The sequence below is a fragment of the Bacillus mesophilum genome (assembly GCF_008923265.1).
Taxonomy (GTDB): Bacteria; Bacillota; Bacilli; order Bacillales; family Cytobacillaceae; genus Cytobacillus; species Cytobacillus mesophilum.
The window spans coordinates 72764-90249 of the sequence record NZ_WBOT01000010.1 but is presented as its reverse complement, the minus strand read 5'-3'; the positions used below and the strand labels follow the sequence as shown (position 1 = coordinate 90249).

At 36.9% G+C, this 17486-nt stretch carries 20 protein-coding genes; 8 read left to right on the top strand and 12 right to left on the bottom strand.

Features of this window, described 5'->3' with window-relative positions; genetic code table 11:
• Positions 1-205 (top strand): IS3 family transposase (locus F7732_RS20595; RefSeq protein ID WP_151575930.1); only part of this gene is annotated, 205 nt, incomplete at its 5' end.
• 73 nt (positions 206-278) lie between these two features.
• On the opposite strand, the gene F7732_RS20590 is transcribed toward F7732_RS20595, so the two are convergent.
• Positions 279-1163: an SDR family oxidoreductase gene (locus F7732_RS20590; RefSeq protein ID WP_151575937.1), complete on the bottom strand. Its 885-nt coding sequence runs from the start codon at positions 1161-1163 to the stop codon at positions 279-281.
• Positions 1164-1356: 193 nt separating this feature from the next.
• Here F7732_RS20590 and F7732_RS22720 point away from each other — a divergent pair, with 193 nt between their 5' ends.
• On the top strand, positions 1357-1530 hold the full coding sequence (locus F7732_RS22720; protein WP_161598925.1) for a hypothetical protein: 174 nt from the start codon (positions 1357-1359) through the stop codon (positions 1528-1530).
• 96 nt (positions 1531-1626) lie between these two features.
• Here F7732_RS22720 and trhA read toward each other — a convergent pair whose 3' ends face one another.
• Positions 1627-2274 carry a PAQR family membrane homeostasis protein TrhA gene (trhA, locus tag F7732_RS20585; RefSeq protein ID WP_151575929.1) on the bottom strand — a complete coding sequence of 216 codons (648 nt, stop codon included), beginning with the start codon at positions 2272-2274 and terminating at the stop codon, positions 1627-1629.
• Positions 2275-2428: 154 nt separating this feature from the next.
• On the opposite strand from trhA, the gene F7732_RS20580 reads away from it, so the two are divergent.
• A complete protein-coding gene (locus tag F7732_RS20580) occupies positions 2429-3007 on the top strand; it encodes a DUF1836 domain-containing protein (protein ID WP_151575928.1) in 579 nt (192 codons plus the stop codon).
• 91 nt (positions 3008-3098) lie between these two features.
• Here the strand turns inward: F7732_RS20580 and F7732_RS20575 are convergent, their stop codons facing one another.
• Both F7732_RS20575 and F7732_RS20570 read right to left on the bottom strand, forming a co-directional pair.
• Positions 3099-4109 (bottom strand): LLM class flavin-dependent oxidoreductase, encoded by a 1011-nt coding sequence (locus tag F7732_RS20575; RefSeq protein WP_151575927.1) that lies wholly within the window; start codon positions 4107-4109, stop codon positions 3099-3101.
• Between the two features lie 214 nt (positions 4110-4323).
• Positions 4324-5160 (bottom strand): undecaprenyl-diphosphate phosphatase, encoded by an 837-nt coding sequence (locus F7732_RS20570; protein ID WP_151575926.1) that lies wholly within the window; start codon positions 5158-5160, stop codon positions 4324-4326.
• A 328-nt stretch (positions 5161-5488) separates the two neighbouring features.
• Between F7732_RS20570 and F7732_RS20565 the strand changes: the two genes are divergently transcribed.
• Positions 5489-6724 carry a hemolysin family protein gene (locus F7732_RS20565; protein WP_151575925.1) on the top strand — a complete coding sequence of 412 codons (1236 nt, stop codon included), beginning with the start codon at positions 5489-5491 and terminating at the stop codon, positions 6722-6724.
• Between the two features lie 119 nt (positions 6725-6843).
• On the opposite strand, the gene F7732_RS20560 is transcribed toward F7732_RS20565, so the two are convergent.
• Complete coding sequence (locus tag F7732_RS20560) at positions 6844-7983, bottom strand: CAP domain-containing protein (protein ID WP_151575924.1); 1140 nt, start codon at positions 7981-7983, stop codon at positions 6844-6846.
• Positions 7984-8186: 203 nt separating this feature from the next.
• Here F7732_RS20560 and speD point away from each other — a divergent pair, with 203 nt between their 5' ends.
• Positions 8187-8993 carry an adenosylmethionine decarboxylase gene (speD, locus tag F7732_RS20555; protein WP_151575923.1) on the top strand — a complete coding sequence of 269 codons (807 nt, stop codon included), beginning with the start codon at positions 8187-8189 and terminating at the stop codon, positions 8991-8993.
• 250 nt (positions 8994-9243) lie between these two features.
• Here the strand turns inward: speD and F7732_RS22715 are convergent, their stop codons facing one another.
• The 3 genes from F7732_RS22715 to F7732_RS20545 form a co-directional block, all read right to left on the bottom strand.
• Complete coding sequence (locus F7732_RS22715) at positions 9244-9399, bottom strand: hypothetical protein (protein ID WP_161598924.1); 156 nt, start codon at positions 9397-9399, stop codon at positions 9244-9246.
• Between the two features lie 150 nt (positions 9400-9549).
• Complete coding sequence (locus tag F7732_RS20550) at positions 9550-10461, bottom strand: MerR family transcriptional regulator (protein ID WP_151575922.1); 912 nt, start codon at positions 10459-10461, stop codon at positions 9550-9552.
• 284 nt (positions 10462-10745) lie between these two features.
• Complete coding sequence (locus F7732_RS20545) at positions 10746-11804, bottom strand: AbrB family transcriptional regulator (protein ID WP_151575921.1); 1059 nt, start codon at positions 11802-11804, stop codon at positions 10746-10748.
• Between the two features lie 128 nt (positions 11805-11932).
• Here F7732_RS20545 and F7732_RS20540 point away from each other — a divergent pair, with 128 nt between their 5' ends.
• From F7732_RS20540 to F7732_RS20530, 3 genes are all read left to right on the top strand, one after another.
• On the top strand, positions 11933-12682 hold the full coding sequence (locus F7732_RS20540) for a GNAT family N-acetyltransferase (RefSeq protein ID WP_151575920.1): 750 nt from the start codon (positions 11933-11935) through the stop codon (positions 12680-12682).
• A gap of 17 nt (positions 12683-12699) precedes the next feature.
• Complete coding sequence (locus F7732_RS20535) at positions 12700-13446, top strand: AAA family ATPase (protein WP_151575919.1); 747 nt, start codon at positions 12700-12702, stop codon at positions 13444-13446.
• A gap of 116 nt (positions 13447-13562) precedes the next feature.
• Entirely contained in the window at positions 13563-14336 is a 774-nt protein-coding gene (locus F7732_RS20530) for a Cof-type HAD-IIB family hydrolase (RefSeq protein WP_151575918.1), read from the top strand.
• A 57-nt stretch (positions 14337-14393) separates the two neighbouring features.
• Here the strand turns inward: F7732_RS20530 and F7732_RS20525 are convergent, their stop codons facing one another.
• Genes F7732_RS20525 through F7732_RS20510 form a run of 4 tightly spaced genes read right to left on the bottom strand, consistent with a single transcriptional unit; the run spans position 14394 to position 17432 of the window.
• Positions 14394-14927 carry a cupin domain-containing protein gene (locus F7732_RS20525; protein WP_151575917.1) on the bottom strand — a complete coding sequence of 178 codons (534 nt, stop codon included), beginning with the start codon at positions 14925-14927 and terminating at the stop codon, positions 14394-14396.
• Positions 14927-15550 carry a methylthioribulose 1-phosphate dehydratase gene (locus F7732_RS20520; RefSeq protein ID WP_151575916.1) on the bottom strand — a complete coding sequence of 208 codons (624 nt, stop codon included), beginning with the start codon at positions 15548-15550 and terminating at the stop codon, positions 14927-14929. The genes F7732_RS20525 and F7732_RS20520 overlap by 1 nt, the downstream gene beginning before the upstream one ends.
• The gene (locus tag F7732_RS20515; protein WP_192913068.1) at positions 15547-16209 is read right to left on the bottom strand and encodes a 2-hydroxy-3-keto-5-methylthiopentenyl-1-phosphate phosphatase; all 663 of its coding nucleotides are present in this window, start codon (positions 16207-16209) and stop codon (positions 15547-15549) included. The genes F7732_RS20520 and F7732_RS20515 overlap by 4 nt, the downstream gene beginning before the upstream one ends.
• Positions 16210-16211: 2 nt before the next feature.
• Positions 16212-17432, bottom strand: coding sequence for a 2,3-diketo-5-methylthiopentyl-1-phosphate enolase (locus tag F7732_RS20510; RefSeq protein WP_151575914.1), 1221 nt, complete (start codon positions 17430-17432; stop codon positions 16212-16214).
• Between the last annotated feature and the right edge of the window lie 54 nt (positions 17433-17486).

Sequence of the window (17486 nt, the reverse complement as noted above, 5' to 3'; positions counted from 1 at the left end):
AGGGAACTGTTATGACAACTCGGTAATGGAGAATTTCTTCGGAATTATGAAATCAGAATTCCTCTATCTAAAGGAGTTTGAGAGTGTAGAACATTTTAAAATAGAATTAGAAAAATACATTAAATACTACAATACAAAAAGAATTAAGGCGAAATTAAAAATGAGTCCGGTACAATACCGAACTCATTTTACCCAAGCTGCCTAATGAAATAACCGTGTCTAACTTTTAGGGGTCACTTCATTGTGCTGGTTTTTTTATTGTATTTATTTGAAATTTTTTAGGATGAAGTCCATTGTCCGCCGTTCACATGTAAGGTTTGACCGGTCATAAAGCGGGAATCATCAGAGGCTAGAAAAACAAATGCAGGAGCTAGTTCAAATGGCTGACCCATTCTGTTCATTGGATTTCCAGCCAATGCTACTTGATCAGCCGAAAAACTGGATGGAATGAGTGGTGTCCATACCTTGCCTGGTGCAAGTGCATTAACACGAATGCCTTCCTTTACCAAGTTATTCGCCAGAGCACGGGTAAATCCCACATTTGCTGCTTTTGTAGCTGTATAATCAATCAGCAAATCATTGCCTTCATAAGCTACAATGGAGGCCGTATTGATAATAGCACTGCCTGCCTTTAAGTATTTCAGTGCTGCACGAGTCGTATAAAAATGAGAATAAATATTCACTTTAAACGTATCATCAAACTGTTCATCACTGATATCCATTAAGCTATTCTGATGAAATTGAATGCCGACATGATTGCATAAAATATCCAGCTTCCCGAACTCTGCTACCGTATCTTCTACAATTTTTATGCATTGCTGTTTTTCTCGCAGATCACCCGGCAATAACAGACATCGTTTGCCAATCGCCTCAATTCGTCTTTTCGTTCGATTAGCGTCATCATGTTCATCCAAGTAGGCAATAGCAACGTCTGCACCTTCCTTAGCAAACGCAATGGCTGCGGCTGCTCCCATTCCGCTGTCTCCGCCAGTGATTAAAGCCGTTTTACCGTTAAGTTTTCTGCTTCCAGTATAATTTGGATTTTCAATAATCGGTTTTGGCACCATTAATCCTTCTTCACCAGGCTGCCGGTATTGACGCTGCTCTGGTACTGCGAGAGGTACTTCCTCATATCTAGTGATTTTCCCGAAATTCGGATACATTGGATATTCTTGCTTACCTAGCTTTTCATAATCGTTATTAGGCAAAGTAAAGCCTCCTTTTCCTGCAGTCAGATTAACTTATGATACATATGCCTAATTTGTGCCTATGTATGGCAGTAAAGGAGACTTGCTCAATAATAGATTGATTTGCATATAGTGTTCAAGACTGGATGTAAGAGAGGAGATATGACAGATGTTGCCTTATTATGTGAATTTAGAAGTGAAATACTTACTTATCGACGAATCAAATGAAAAAGAGGAAGTTTTTTATGCTGATAATGAGACGCCATTTAACCTGGCCATGATTGGCCCAAGACCGCCTTTCTATGCAGATCCTAGATATGAACCATATTTTACAAAGATCTAAGATTATAATTATCAGATTACGAAATGAAAAAGAGAATCCATGGCTGCTGGATTCCCTTTTTTATATTTACGAAATGTATGGAGAAGATATAATATTTTACAAAACATACATAAATACGCTTAGGAAATGAGCGGTTGTTCCAAGCATGATAAAAATGTGAAAGATCTCATGAAAACCTAAATGTTTAAACTCAAGGAATTTGGGCTTAACGGCATAAATGACTCCGCCAATCGTGTATAATACACCACCAAAGATTAATAGGAACACACCCGCTGTGCTTAACGTTTCACTTAAAGGTGCAAACGCAAAAATAATGATCCATCCCATACCAATATAAAGGGCAGTAGATAACCAGCGCGGGCAATTAAACCAAACCATTTTAAAGACAATGCCCAAAACGGCAATAACGGATACAATCGTAAACAGCACCCATCCAGTAACTCCATCTAAACTAATTAAACAAAAAGGAGTATAGGAGCCAGCAATTAATACGAAGATCATAGAATGATCCAGTCTTCTAAGAAAAGCAATCACTCGGTCTTTTGCGATGACCATATGATAGGTCGCTGAAGCGGAATACAGCAAAATCATACTAATTCCAAAAATGATGACAGCAGTGATGGCAATTGCAGAAGTAGTTGTCATGGATGCTTTTATTACCATAGCGATTAAGGCAATAAAAGAAAGGATTGCTCCGGCAAGATGGGTAAGTCCGTTAATAGGTTCACGAATATAAGATGTCATTTTTGCATCCTCCTTTTTTTGAAAAACTAATATATGTAGTATCAATAACTACATATAATAATATATGTATTTTACTAAGTAGTCAACATTTACATACTCGAAAATTTAAAGTAATATGGACGATATAATACATCGAAACAGAGGGTTAAACAAAATGAAGGAAATGAATGAAATCTTAAAGAAGATGGTGTTAGATAAGTATATTTCATTAGAAGAGATTCCCCAGATCGATTTATATATGGATCAGGTCATTCAGCTATTTGAAAATAAATATGCAGAAGCTAAACGCAATGAAGATGAGAAAGTCTTAACAAAAACGATGATAAATAATTATGCTAAGGGAAAATTGTTTTTTTCAGTAAAAAACAAAAAATATTCAAAGGAACATATCATCTTGATTAGCTTAATCTATCAATTAAAAGGTGGATTATCCATTAATGATATTAAAACCACACTGGATGGCTTAAATAAAAGGGAAAAAGATTCAGATTTCGAATTAGAAGCCTTTTATAATAGTTACCTCAAACTCTTTAATCAAAACATTAACGATTTTCAAAGTCATGCGGAATTAAAGCAGCGAGAAGCTCGTGATCAAATAGCGCACTCTTTTCATGAAAGCGAGGAAGAACTGGAGCAAATTCTTCTCATCACATCGATTGTACAAATGAGTAACCTTTATAGACGATTGGCTGAAAGATTAGTGGATGAACTATCCTCTGAACAACAAAAGTAAATAGTTATAAATCTAAATATACTTCGTTTGAGAAAATGTAAAAGGCTATTCAAGTCCTATTTGGACTTGAATAGCCTTTTTGTTTGCAAAGTTATTTTGCGTTGTATTGCTTCATTACTTCTGAAACGATCTCATAGGAACGCAATCGGTCTGTATGATTAAAGATTTGTGCATTGACAATTATTTCATCAGCGCCAGTTTCTGCAATAAATGCAGTTAATTTTTCTTCTACATTAGAAGCATCCCCAACAATTGAAGACCCTAATTGCTTATCCAGAATAGCCTTCTCATAAGGCGTGCAAACTGATTCGATCTCATCAATTGGTGCTCTTAATTTTCCACGTTCATTTCGAATTAATCCAAGAAAAGATTGCTGCATAGATGTAGCTATTCTTTTAGCCTGATGTTCTTCATCTGCTGCAATAACATTCACACCAACCATAACATAAGGCTCACTTAAAACAGAAGATGGGGTAAAGCTTCTTCTGTATAAATTAATAGCCGGTATTGTATTCTCAGGTGAAAAATGGCTTGCAAATGAGAAAGGCAATCCTAGCTGACCCGCAAGCTGAGCACTAAAACCGCTTGATCCGAGCAGCCAAATTGGGATGGAAAGTCCTTCTCCTGGGACGGCATGTACAGCCGGAGTATGTTCACTTAAAGAAGGGTTAAAATAGGCTCTCAATTCCTCCAGCTGTTCAGGAAAGTCATTCCCATCGCTGCGGCGATCCCGCCTTAAAGCCATTGCCGTAACCTGGTCTGTACCCGGCGCACGGCCTAATCCAAGATCAATTCGATTGGGGAAAAGTGACTCTAGTGTTCCAAATTGTTCTGCAATTACTAATGGTGCATGGTTGGGCAGCATAATACCGCCGGATCCTACTCTTATAGTTGAAGTTCCAGCAGCAACATGGCCAATTACGACAGATGTTGCAGAACTTGCGATGCCTGGCATATTATGATGCTCAGCTAGCCAGAAGCGCTCAAAACCCCACTTTTCTGCATGCTGTGCTAAGTCTAATGTATTCATTAAGGAGTCTTGGACTGTACTATTTTCAACGACAGGCGCTAAATCCAATACAGAATATTTTACGTTTGTCATCTGCTCTCAGCTTCTTTCTGAATTAATGTAGGTACATACATTCTAACAATTGTCTACGCTGTGACCAAAAAAAATGCTTAAAAGGGAGTAGATACATAAAATATCTATATTTAGCTTATAAGTATCCCACATACTATTTGTCTGTAAGTACTGGACCACTTGTTACATTCGAAAGGATATTGGTAAAGATATATAATAGAAAACATGTTCTAGCCTAGAGAAAAATAAAGTAAATAACCAATGCTAAAACAATCCGATAAATAGCGAATGGAATCAGTTTGATTTTGTTAATAAGCTTCAAAAAGAATTTAATGGATAACAGTGCAAAAAGAAAGGCACTAATAAAGCCAGCAATAAAAAAGGGCAGAGCATCGATCGTAAAGTACTGCCAATTTTTTAACAGGGATAAAAAGCTTGCACCAGCCATAATAGGCACGGCCATTATAAAGGTAAAATCAGCTGCAGCACGATGGCTTAATCCCAATAATACACCGCCGGAAATGGTAGAACCTGAACGTGAAAAACCAGGCCATAGTGAAAAACACTGTATAAGACCAATCGAGAAGGCCTGCTTATATGTAATCTCCTCAACAGCGTTAACCTTTGGCTTTTTAGATGAAAATAAATCAGCAGCAATCATAAATAATGCCCCAATAATTAGACCGATTACAACCGTTTTAGTTGTAAACAAATGCTCATCAATATAATCCTCAAATAAAACGCCTAGTATTCCAGCTGGTATTAAACCAACAATTACTGTAGAGAGCTTTAGTCGATTCGGAATATTCGCTGATTCCGCTTTTTTCTTTGATAATCCAAGCATATCCATAAAACGATCTTTAAAAATAATAACGACTGCTAAAATCGAACCTAACTGGATGACAACTTTAAAGGTGTTAGCCGTATATTTTGATAAAAAAGATTCGGTCTGCAGCCACATATCATCCACAATGATCATATGTCCTGTTGATGAAACAGGTGCAAACTCAGTTAAACCTTCTACAATTCCTAAGATAATTGCTTTTAAGATTGTTAATAAATCAAATTCCATTTTTCTTTGCTCCTTTTAAAATGATTCTTTCCACATTTATAGACGAAGAAAGCTGCCTTATACCCTTCAACATTATAATTTTTTATAAAAATATAAACTATATTTCCTAGAATGGAAAGGATGATCTGATAATTGCAGGGGTAAAGAAGGAATGAGTATTTTGTATTTTAAAGGTAAGAATATAATACAGAAGGAATATATCATATAGTGTACAGTTGAATAACATTACTTTGCAGTGTAATTATTGGAAATTGGTAAACGAAAAAGGTTATTATATTAAAAAAGAAGGGTAACAAACAATAAAATTGATTGAAAAGGGGAAGAATTCTTGGTTATTGCAATTATATTTTTTATGTTAATGTCTTTTTTCTTATCTGGTAGTGAAACGGCATTAACTGCAGTCAACAAAATGAAATTAAAAACACGAGCAGAAAATAATGATACGAAAGCAGCAAAGCTGCTCGAGACTGTGTCTAAGCCAGATGAGCTTATCACAGCAATTCTTATTGGAAATAATGTTGCTAATATAATGCTACCGACTTTAGTTACTGTCATTGCGATTGAATATAATTTTAATGTTGGGATTGCAACAGGGATTTTAACAGTTGCGCTTATTATTTTCGCTGAAGTTTTACCAAAATCGATTGCAGCTTCAATGGCTGATCGCGTTGCGTTCATTGTGTATCCTGTTATAAGAATCTTAATGTTTATATTAAAGCCAGTGACATTCTTGCTTTCAAGATTCACAAGAATGGTGATAAGGTTAGTTTCAAAAGAAGATCCTGATACTGTTTCAGTTTCAAGGGAAGATTTAATTACAATGGTAGACATTGCAACTGTAGAAGGTACCTTTAAAAACGAAGAAACACAAACCATTAAAGGGGTTATTGATTTTTACAGTCTAGATGTAAGAGACGCTCTTAAAACTCCCAGGATGGATATTATAGGTATTCCATATGATTCAGAGTTTGATTCCGCCCGGGATATTGTGCTAAACAATCATTACACGAGATATCCGGTTTATAAAGAAAATATGGATAATATTATCGGTGTGTTTCATTCAAAATATTTATTATCCTGGTCTGTAGAGGACGGCAAAACACTTCATGACTATACAGATAATGAACCGCTTTTTGTTTATGAATTCCATTCTATTGAAAAAGTATTTAAACTGATGACAAAAGAGCGTAAGCATATGGCGATTGTATTGGATGAATACGGCGGTACGCGCGGAATTATCAGTCATGAGGATATAATTGAAGCGATGCTTGGACAGGAAATCGAAGATGAAACGGATGAAGATGCAACTATTTTGATTGATGAATTAACAGATACTCATATTATATGTAATGCCAAATTGGCGATTAGACGCATTAATGATGTATTTAAGAGCAAAATTCCAGAAGATGAGGACATCTTGGCAGGCTTTCTTCTGAAAGAGCTTGGTTATTTTCCAGAAGAAGGAGAGAAGTTTGATTATCAGCATTTGGAATTTGAAATATTAACAGTGATTGATAATCGAATTGACCAAGTGAAAATTGAAAAGAAGGTACCAACAAAATAAACGTAAAAAGAGCCAGCTGTTGATATCATAGCTGGCTCTTTTTATGGGTACTGATCGGAAAATCATTTAAAAGGAGGAATTCTTTAAAGAACTCCTCCAAACTGATACAACATTTTAAGTTAATCCGTATAGAAGTTTTCTGTGTAATACGGCTGAAGATTCTCATTAAAAGATACTCCGACACCTAGATATTCATAGTCCTCACGAAGGATATTTTCTCTATGCCCCAGTGAGTTCATTAACCCTTCATGTGCAAATATGCTGCTGAATTGACCCGATGCAAGATTTTCACCGGCAATCCGGAAGTCAAGTTGATCCTCTTTCATCCGATCAAATGGTGATTGCCCTTCTAAATTGTTATGGTCAAAATAATGATTCTCGGCCATATCATCACTATGTTTACGGGCTGTTTCTTTTACATGGTCATCCCATGTGAGTGCATTAATTCCTCTGCTCACTCTTTCTGCATTCGTGATGTCAAACAACTGATATTCAAATCCAACCATTAATTCTTCATTCGGTTCACCATAAAAGCCGTCCTTTTCAGATTCGAGAGTGTGACTAATGATTTGCAGTGCTTTAACCTTATCATCATTATGCTGATCATAAAAAACGGTAACATAGCTGTCACTTAATTCAAAAATATCATAGTCACGGTTTTTCTCAAATTGATAGTAGGTAAAACCTTTTCTTATTTTTGATAAAGGAGTTCCTAACTGTTCAAGAACCTCTTGTTCTGCAGTACCAAATGCAATGTCATAGGTTGAAGAGATGACATCTTGGTTTGAGTATAATCCCGCAACGGCATCATCCAAATAAGTAACCATTACAAAGTTATGATAATTGTCATGGTAGGTGTGCCATTCTTGGCTATACTCGTTTGTTGTCGTCCGCTGAGGTTTGCCCAAATTACTTTCAATATGTGATCGGGAATCACCGATCTCAAGATTCATGATTGAAAAAGCTTCGGCATCTGGGGCGTTTAATTCGGGTTTATCAACTGGCAGTGCTTCTTGCTCCTGTTCTTGATCAGAGATGTCCTTGAGTGAAGCAACAATATCGTTGAAAAGGTCCTCTGCATTTGCTAAGAAGGAACTGACAAATGAAGAGACTTCTGCATTTTCTTTTAATGCTAAGAAATCATTCTTTAAATTTTCCAGAACAGAGGCATCTGCATGTTGCTCAGATTCATTTGTTAGTGTGGGCCAAGCTGTATACAAAACAGCAACAAAAATAGCTAATAGAATTAATTTACGCACTTGTTCACCTGCTTAGAAATGATTAATTCATTACATCATGTAAATAGTCGTTATACAAGAGGATTTAGACGTTTTTCCTCTTTCCTTTTTTACCCTTAAAAGAAAGAATTTAAAACACAGTCATGAACCTTTTGTTTTTTCAGCATTTAAATGGGTAACATAAGAGAAAGAAGAAACCTGTTATGAATGAAGAGAGGGATAACATGAAACTGACACCAGAACAAAGAATTGAATTGCATGGATTTAATAATCTAACTAAATCATTAAGCTTCAACATGTATGATATTTGTTATACAAAAACCAAAGAGGAAAGAGAAGCATACATTGAATATATTGATGAGCAATATAATGCAGAAAGATTAACTTATATTTTAAAAACGGTTTCCGATATTATCGGTGCACATGTGCTAAATGTTGCTCAGCAGGATTATGTTCCACAGGGAGCTAGTGTGACAGTACTAGTTTCAGAAGGACCAGTTGTGGAGGTGCCAACGGAATCGTATGATGAGTCGCCTGGACCATTACCGGATTCTGTTGTCATGCAGCTGGATAAAAGTCATATTACGGTTCATACATATCCTGAATATCATCCTGACGAAGGAATAAGTACCTTTCGGGCAGATATCGATGTATCAACGTGCGGAGAAATTTCTCCATTGAAGGCGTTAAACTTTTTAATTCATTCCTTTGATACAGATATCATGACGATTGACTATCGTGTACGAGGTTTTACGAGGGATAAGGATGGCCAAAAACTGTATATTGACCATGATATTAGCTCAATCCAAAACTATATCCCTGAAGAAGTAAAGGAAGAATTTGATATGATCGATGTAAATATATATCAAGCGCACACCTTTCATACAAAATGCAAGATCAGAGATTTCGACCTGAACAATTATTTATTCGGATATACTAAGGACAAACTTACTGACCAAGAAGAAAAAGAAATTACAGAACGTCTGCAGACAGAGATGGATGAGATATTTTATGGAAAGAATATACTTTAAAAAACGAACGGTCCTTGCTTGGACCGCTCGTTTTTTTGATTTTACACTTATCGTCATTTGTCCGATATGGTCTGTATCAGGGTGCGTGCCAATGACGATATCAATCTTATTCACACCCAAGTTCTGCAGATATTCTGTTACTTTTTTCCTGGGAAGTCACCTGCGTCAATGAGCATGCTATAATCTCAATCACGATCCGCAAACTGACCAAAGTTTGATTTAACTTGAACTACATCCATTTGATTTACAGCTATTTAATATCATTTGACATTAATTCGTTAATTTTATATTCAAGTTGCTCAAGCTTCATTTTAACCGCGTCCATTTTCTTCTGCAGCTCATCCAGCTGGAAACGATCTTTTTGCTTAGCAGAATATTTATCAGCTGATTTTTTTTGTGTGGACATTTGCGATCACCTTCCCATTCTGAATTAAACCTATTTTGAACAGCCAGCGATAGAACCAGCACTTTAAATTTATTTGATGATAACCGTGCAAAAGGGATTGTATATTATTAGCAATTACCCTTTTTTCGCTAAAACATGTAAGAATAACGATTATTTCCAGAATTGCCACCAAATTTTTTGAGGAACTTCTTCAGCTGCAGCTGTTTTTCGAAAAGATTCAATGAAGTTTTGAAAACGATCTTCTCTTTCACGACTTTGCTGCCAGTACATTTCACGTTCTTTTTGGATTGACTCTATGTATATTTCCCGATCTGCATTTAATGTTTCAATTAATGTGCTCATTTCACCGCTCGTCACTTCAGCTGAACTGGATATATAGTGAATCATTGTTTTAAATTCCTCAGAGGAGGCTTCGGATGATTCAGATATTCTTTTTGTCAATGCATGAAAATGTTCGGAATGACGTTTCGAAGCTCTCGAAACCCGTTTAGACAACGTTCCGACTACTTCGGAGGTTTGTTCCGAAGACTGCTGAATTCGATCAGTGAGAGTATGGATCTCAGCCTTTGTTTTTTCACTGGATTTATAAATGGAATCTGAGAGATTTTTTACAGTATAAAGAGCGCCTTTTGAAATCTCTCTTTTGACTTCTTCAACCACTTCCTTGCGAATACTCATGACGATTTCGTTTTTTATTTCACTTAATAGTTCTGTTTTAAATTGTTCAATTGAAGGAGGCGGTGTTTCATCTGTACCACGTTCAATGGCAGTTATCTGATTTTCAGTCTCTTTTGTATCACCCGTTTTATTTGCTTCAAGTTGAAGATGGGCGTGTAAAAGCTGATGTATCATTTTTTGATTCAAGTTATTATCACGCATTTCTTTAATTTTCGTCAGCAGTTTTATTTCATGATCGGTATAAAACCGCGCCCCATTTTTGGAGCGGGGAATCTGCAATAAACCTTTTAAGTCTTTTTCCCACTGTCTTAGTGTACCAGCCGGTACTCCAATTTGTTTTGAAACCTCATTAATCGTATATGCTTTAGTAAATTGGTTAGTCATAGGTTTTCGCCCTTTCAATGTTAGATAGATAGTATGAATGATTCGGAACCTGATTCCGGATTCCCGTTTTATACGTTAACTTATTCAGCATCTGTAATATCTTTTTCCTGCATGACGACAAAAGCTCTAAAAACAAGACGAAATTCAGCAAGAAGAGAGGAAAAACTGGTGAAAAAAGGAATTCGGTGTCCGAAACCAACGAAAAAAGCTGCCATAATCGGCAGCTTAATTTGCATACAACAAAGAGCGTGGGTCTTCGACAAAATACGGGGAATTCCGGGGCGTCACTGTGACAGCCTTCGAAACAGCCATTTCAAAAAAGGCGGAATCATAAAGTATATAAAGAATATACGAAAGAGCTGATAGCTTGTTACGGTTGAGAGATCTGCGTTGACTTCGTGTGCCATGATGGCCATCTGGTCCATCCCGCCTGGTGCGAGGCTTAGAAAGCTTGTTGGTGCAGAGAGCGGCAGGATTTGCGTTAATCCTATACTCATTAATAAAGAGCCGCCAATAAGTACGATACTGCTGATGATTGCCAGAATAAAAATTTTCCGCTTATTTTTTAAATGTTTCGGCTTCATTAGCATGCCAACATAACAGCCAATTGAAAGCTGAGCAAGATCTAAAACAATCGCAGGAATACTAGGGCCATCCAGACCAGTTAATCCTAATAAAGCAGTTGCTGCAAGAGGACCAAGCAAATAGGGAGTTGGGGATTTTATTTTCTTCCCTAAAAGCGTGAAAAGAATCGCTGCAGGAATGTATATAAGCAAAAGTGAATAGTTATCCATTGCACTGGAGCTTAAAACAGAATAATTTTCTGCACCATTTTGGTGAAAAAATGGCCCAAAGAGCAGGAAAGGGACAGTAACAACGATCATGATCACTCTGGTTACTTGTAAAAAGGTGACTACTGTAAGATCGATTCCTTTTACCTCTTCAGCAAATACAAGTATTTGTGATAAGCCTCCCGGTATGCTTCCAACTAAAATAGAAGGATAATCAATCCCAGTTATTTTAGAGATGATTTTGGCAGTAAAGCCGCAAAATAGGATCAAAACTACCGTGAATGTCAGCATATACGGCAAACTTGTCCCCATCTGAATCATACTCTCCTTAGTAAACGAAAGCCCCATTGAATAGCCGATAATCATGATGCTAATATCGCGAAACTTCGCTGGGAAAACAGGAGTCACCTTACTAAAAGAAGAAAAGAGCAAAGTGGCAGCTAAAGGACCAAGCAGCCATGGAACTGGTATGCCAATAAATGAGAAGAGCAGAGCTCCAAGGACAGCAAAGCTCAGTGTTAAAATGATATTTTTGCTGTTAATGCTACTCATAACAAACCTTCTTACCCTTATTTATTTCAATTCTCGAAAAATACGTTACTATTTTAACATATTGACGCTTTACTTGCTTCATTCTCTACCATCATTGATATAATGAAATGGTACATAGGAGGAATTAAATGAACTTCCACACTTCATTTTATCCAAGCTTTAAAATATTGAATGGTCTGCCGGCTTACTTATTTTTTGAGCAAAATGCCAATCAATCTATGAATGATCGTCTATTTAAAAAACAAGTAGCTGAATTGCTTGCTTTCAGCAGGATAAAAAAATTAAATCGACTTGGGTTTATGCTCTATTCGGACTCTGATGCAGCGCGAGTGTATAAAAGGATTTTGCTTGATTTTGAATTTGTTGAATTTGCTCAGAAAATAGAAGTGAAAAAGGATCTTCGCTTTTTTAACATAAATGAGTTGTTTTTTGAGTGGAAATGCATATCTGATTCTGCATTGACAGAAGCCGAATTTGCGGAACTATGGGCTCAGTGTATGAAAAATTCGGATAATGCCATCTCAACTCTTTCAATAAAAGAGCATATGGCAGGATTAAAGAGTGAACTGCAGGATCAGTGGATGTCCAGCTGTTTTGCTGCCTTTAAGAATGGGGAACCTATTGGGATTTCAATTCCCCATATTGAACCGGGAACACAGGATGAAGGCCGGCTTTTTTATCTTGGTCTATTGCCAAATAAAAGGGGAAATGGTTATGCCAGGATTCTTCACTTAGATTCATTAAATATCCTGAAGAACATAGGAGCTTCTTACTATATCGGCAGTACACATAAATCTAACATAAAAATGAAGAAAGTCTTTGATGCTAATGATTGTGAACTTATCGCAGAAACAGAATCTTTTTATTATTACCTTTAAGCGGGGAGAATAGGCGAATGTTTTTAAAACGAGTTTCATTGCTTTTTGGAGCTAATGATGATTTAAGTAAATATCCATTTACGATCCCATCAATAAAAAACTTCAAAGAGCTGCAGTTAGAGAAAAAAGTTACTTTTTTCGTTGGAGAGAATGGATCAGGTAAATCCACACTACTTGAAGCTATTGCAGATAAATGTGAATTTAACACAGCGGGAGGAGGCAGAAATAATTTATTTGATGTCGATCAAGCTGAATCTGCACTTGGGGAAAATATTCGTTTGTCGTGGATGCCTAAAGCGGCCAATGGGTTTTTTTTGCGTGCTGAATCTTTTTATCAGTTTGCTTCACATATTGATCAGTTAGCAAAAGAGGATCCACTGATATATAACCAATATGGAGGAAAATCTCTTCATCATCAATCACATGGCGAATCGTTCTTAACCTTATTTCACCATCGTTTTAATGGAGAGGCGCTCTATTTATTAGATGAGCCAGAAGCAGCTTTATCACCTGCACGGCAGCTGGCATTTTTGCGAATTATACATGATTTAACTAAAAGAGAAGATTGTCAATTTATTATTGCGACACATTCACCCATTCTTCTGGGGTATCCAGATGCAGATATTTTTAGTTTTGATGAGGGGGAAATTAGGAAGGTTGCCTATGAAGAAACTGATCATTTTCAAATAACAAAGTATTTCTTGGATAATCGCGATCGCTTTTTACTTGAGCTTTTTAAAGAGGAAAATGAGGAAGATATGTAAATTTTATATTATTCTTTTCTGAACTTTTTGTAAATAATGTAAAAAAAAGCTGATTCTTAGAAAAATGTTGACCTTTCCTTTTATAATGGTTGTAGAAAAGGGAGGTATGATAATACATGTTGGGTTCGAAAAACACACCAGAAATTAAATTAATCGCCCTTGATATGGATGGTACACTGCTAAATAGTGATGGAGAAGTTTCTTCTGAAAATAGGGCTGCCATAGCAGAAGCAAAGAAAAAAGGGATACATATTATCCTGAGTACTGGAAGATCTAAATTATCCTGCAATGAATACGCAAAATCACTGGAGCTGAATTCCTATTTAGTAACGGTGAATGGCAGTGAAATTTGGGGGCCGTCTGGAGAACTGGTACAAAGAAATAATGTAGATGCTGAATTAGTTCAATGGATGTGGGAATTATCCAAAACACACAGCACAAAGTTTTGGGCAATTGGCTGTGAAGGGGTTTGGCATAATGAAATGCCTGATAACCTGTTAGAAATTAATTGGCTGAAATTTGGCTTTGAAATTGAGGATGACCAAATTAGAGAAGAAATAAAAATACAATTATCCAAAAAAGGTGCTCTTGAAATAACAAATTCAAGCTTAACCAATTTAGAAGTAAATGCACTCGGAATCAACAAAGCGATGGGGATAAAGGCTGTTTGTGAAAAACTGGGCGTTTCCATTGACAATGTCATGGCATGCGGGGATAGTTTAAATGATATTGCCATGATTAAAGAATCCGGCTGGGGTGTAGCAATGGGCAATGCTCAAGAGATACTTAAGCAAACAGCAGATGCAGTAACAGAACATCATAATCATGATGGAGTTGCCAAAGCGATTCGAAAGTGGGCGTTAGGCAAACCTGTTGAAGTATTTTCATGATAATTAACAGTAAAAACCAACAGACCAAATTGGGCCTGTTGGTTTTTGTTTTATCACTTAAGCTTTTGCTTCGTCTTTCTCATAAACTGGCACCCAGCCTTCCTGGGTAATGAAAAGCCTGATTGCAACTACCTTCCGATCATCAGCTAACGTGAAATAATGTCTAGTATTTTCAGGAACAGAAATCAAATCACCAGGATTTAAATGGACTTCAAAAAATCGGCTGTCTTTTCCCTGAATAACAAAGACCCCATGGCCACTCACAATAAAACGAACTTCATCATCTGTATGATGATGCTCTCTCTGAAAATTTGTTAACAGCTCATCTAAATTTGGAGTATTTTCAGATAGTGAAATGATGTCCGCAGCTTTATATCCCCGTTTTTCAGAAATCTCTTTAATTTCATCATGAAAGGCGCCGAGGATCGACTTTTTATCATCATCTGATAGAGTGAACTTTTCATGCAATTCACCATCCAGTTTAGCCATGTTCCAATTTTCATAGATAACTTCCTGACTTTCTAAAAATGCTGCAACCTCAGCTTGCTCTAAAATAACTTCCTCTGAATTTTGAAAATGAATAGTAGCCATTAATTTTTTCCTCCCGTCAATTGTAAAACTTTTAATTTATATTGAAATAAAAATTCACTTGCTTCCAGTAATTTTTTTGCCTCAAATCCAGTCCTGCCCCAAACCGTGATGCCATGATTACGGATTAGAACAGCGCCTTTATCACTGTATATATGTTCCTTAAAAGCTTCAGCTAAACGCGGGATCGAGGCATAGTTTTTGATAATAGGAATGGTAAGTACAGCATCTTCTTCCCATAAATCAAAAGCCTTAATTAGCTCTTGATCCTGAAATTTTACTTGACCGGTATCTCCATAAAGTTCTGAGATTACATTGTTAGCCACAGTATGCACGTGCAGGCTGCAGCCGGCCTTACTTTGACTGTATATGGCAGAATGGAGCAATGTTTCTGCAGAAGGTTTTAAGTTTGTATCTTCAACTGGCAGACCTTCTAAATTGACCAGTAAAAAGTCTTCATTCGTTCTTTGTCTTTTATCTTTACCGCTTGCAGTTACATAAAAATGCGAAGAAGTGTCACTTACTTTTATTGCTAAATTCCCGCTTGTGCCCATGAACCAATCTCTTTGAGCTAATTCATCTTTTATGTCTGCTAATTCATTCCACTTTTGTTCATTTAGATTCATATTTTTACCTCAATCATTTCTTCTAATTTATTGATAATGTCATAGAAGTTATGGAATGACTGGTAAGGAATGTCATATTGTTCACATTTTTTTATAAGAAAGTCTCTGGCAAATACATGGTGTGCTAACTTTGCTGCCTGCAAATCGGTAATTGAATCTCCGATCACGATTGTTTCCATGTCTTTATCTGAAAATGAACGAATAATCGATGGCTTGCAGCATCCGCATCCTTGGGAAGAACATATATCATCACATGAATAAGGATAAACGATATTAATCTTTTCACCCGAAAAATCTGCATGATTGCAAAATATGTTCTCAAAAGGTCCATATGGTTCTAATACTGGATGTAGGAAGAAATCAATTCCCCCGCTGACAATGTATAACGGAATTTCGTGTTTTTGAGTAAATGAAATAAATTCATTAAAACCATCACGAATTTTTGCATTTTCTAACACATAAGAAATAATTTCATCTTTAAGAGAGGAGGGCAGCAGTGAAAATAATTGTTTGACACCTTCCTGGATGGATAGATCCTCATTTAAGATGGCATTCTTGATTTCATTCGCTTCAACAGAAGCGAATTTTTCCATAATCAAAATTATATTGTCGCTTTCCGTAATTGTGCCGTCAAAATCGCAAAATATAATTGGATTCACCTTCATTCAACTCCCCATAAGTCTAAAGCTGATTTTAATTCTTTATGCTGAGATGCTGCTTCCTCGAGTGTAATGCCATTTAAAACTGCGTCTACAGCTTGCCGGAATGCTTTACCTCCTCCAATGGCGCCATGGGGATGGCCGTGTACTCCACCGCCGGCATTGATGATGCAATCTGTTCCAAAATCCTTGATTAGCTTAGGCACTAAACCGGGATGAATGCCCGCAGATGGTACTGGAAATGCTGCAGCCAAGGCAGATTCCTCCCGCAATGCCTGAGCGATCCTTAAGGTTTCATTTCGAGGCATTGCAACACTTCCATATGGGGAAGGGAATAAGGAAAAATCTGCACCTGCATAGCGGACAAGTTTTCCAAGCGCTAATGAACTTGATAATCCATAGAAGTCTGAAGAAATGAATGCTCCGCTAAACGCAGGGTGAGCCATAAACGGCAAAGCAATTTCATCGTCTTCAGCTAATTCATGGAGAACATCCAGCCCATATGTATGAACATTAAAAAGAAGTGCATCTGCCCCGAGCTCCTTTGCCCTTCTGGCTTGGTCACGCAGCTTAGATGTCCGCCCGGTTAAGTTGACTGCATATAGAGTTCGGTGTCCAGTTTCTTCGTAAACATTCTGTAAAATTTCTCTAGATGACACAATGCGTTTATCAAAAGGAGTAAGCTCGTTCTCAAATAAGATTTCATCATCTTTTACAAGATCTACTCCGCCTAATGCTTGATTTTTCAGCTGTTCATTTAAAAAAGGTAAATTCCGGCCAATAACTCCTTTAAAAATACTCATGACGAGTGGCCGATCAAATACTTCAATCGACTCTCTTATCTGGGAAATTCCAAAGCGGGGACCAGGAAAGTGAGCTGTGATATCTGAATCAAATTCAAGGTCCAAAAGTTTTATTTCTCCGTCTAAAGAGAGCTTGCCAAAAACAGTTGTTAAAATGGCAGGCAAATCAGCAGTAAAGTTGGCGGAAGGATAAGCAATTTTCCCTTCTGCCCTTACTTCGCCAAAGCGGGAAGGATGCTCATCATCAAAGAATTCTTTTACTGACACAACTCTGCCTTTATGTTTTCTTAACTGTTCCTGATCAACAGCGTGGAGATCTGTCCATGATCCTACAGTTAACCCAAGGGCAATACTTTCAAGTTTAGATTCCAGTTTTCCGGGCTTTCCGTATATTTGATAGGTTGCAATGATTTCACTCATTTAAATCACTCCTAAACACTTTGATTATAGGGTTTTGCACAGCACGGGATAATA

Excerpts from the sequence above, each read along its gene's own strand:
- F7732_RS20590 (WP_151575937.1), bottom strand. The coding sequence starts at position 1,163 with ATGTATCCGAATTTCGGGAAAATCACTAGATATGAGGAAGTACCTCTC.
- F7732_RS22720 (WP_161598925.1), top strand. The coding sequence starts at position 1,357 with ATGTTGCCTTATTATGTGAATTTAGAAGTGAAATACTTACTTATCGAC.
- trhA (WP_151575929.1), bottom strand. The coding sequence starts at position 2,274 with ATGACATCTTATATTCGTGAACCTATTAACGGACTTACCCATCTTGCC.
- F7732_RS20580 (WP_151575928.1), top strand. The coding sequence starts at position 2,429 with ATGAAGGAAATGAATGAAATCTTAAAGAAGATGGTGTTAGATAAGTAT.
- F7732_RS20575 (WP_151575927.1), bottom strand. The coding sequence starts at position 4,109 with ATGACAAACGTAAAATATTCTGTATTGGATTTAGCGCCTGTCGTTGAA.
- F7732_RS20570 (WP_151575926.1), bottom strand. The coding sequence starts at position 5,160 with ATGGAATTTGATTTATTAACAATCTTAAAAGCAATTATCTTAGGAATT.
- speD (WP_151575923.1), top strand. The coding sequence starts at position 8,187 with ATGAAACTGACACCAGAACAAAGAATTGAATTGCATGGATTTAATAAT.
- F7732_RS22715 (WP_161598924.1), bottom strand. The coding sequence starts at position 9,399 with ATGTCCACACAAAAAAAATCAGCTGATAAATATTCTGCTAAGCAAAAA.
- F7732_RS20550 (WP_151575922.1), bottom strand. The coding sequence starts at position 10,461 with ATGACTAACCAATTTACTAAAGCATATACGATTAATGAGGTTTCAAAA.
- F7732_RS20545 (WP_151575921.1), bottom strand. The coding sequence starts at position 11,804 with ATGAGTAGCATTAACAGCAAAAATATCATTTTAACACTGAGCTTTGCT.
- F7732_RS20540 (WP_151575920.1), top strand. The coding sequence starts at position 11,933 with ATGAACTTCCACACTTCATTTTATCCAAGCTTTAAAATATTGAATGGT.
- F7732_RS20535 (WP_151575919.1), top strand. The coding sequence starts at position 12,700 with ATGTTTTTAAAACGAGTTTCATTGCTTTTTGGAGCTAATGATGATTTA.
- F7732_RS20530 (WP_151575918.1), top strand. The coding sequence starts at position 13,563 with ATGTTGGGTTCGAAAAACACACCAGAAATTAAATTAATCGCCCTTGAT.
- F7732_RS20525 (WP_151575917.1), bottom strand. The coding sequence starts at position 14,927 with ATGGCTACTATTCATTTTCAAAATTCAGAGGAAGTTATTTTAGAGCAA.
- F7732_RS20520 (WP_151575916.1), bottom strand. The coding sequence starts at position 15,550 with ATGAATCTAAATGAACAAAAGTGGAATGAATTAGCAGACATAAAAGAT.
- F7732_RS20510 (WP_151575914.1), bottom strand. The coding sequence starts at position 17,432 with ATGAGTGAAATCATTGCAACCTATCAAATATACGGAAAGCCCGGAAAA.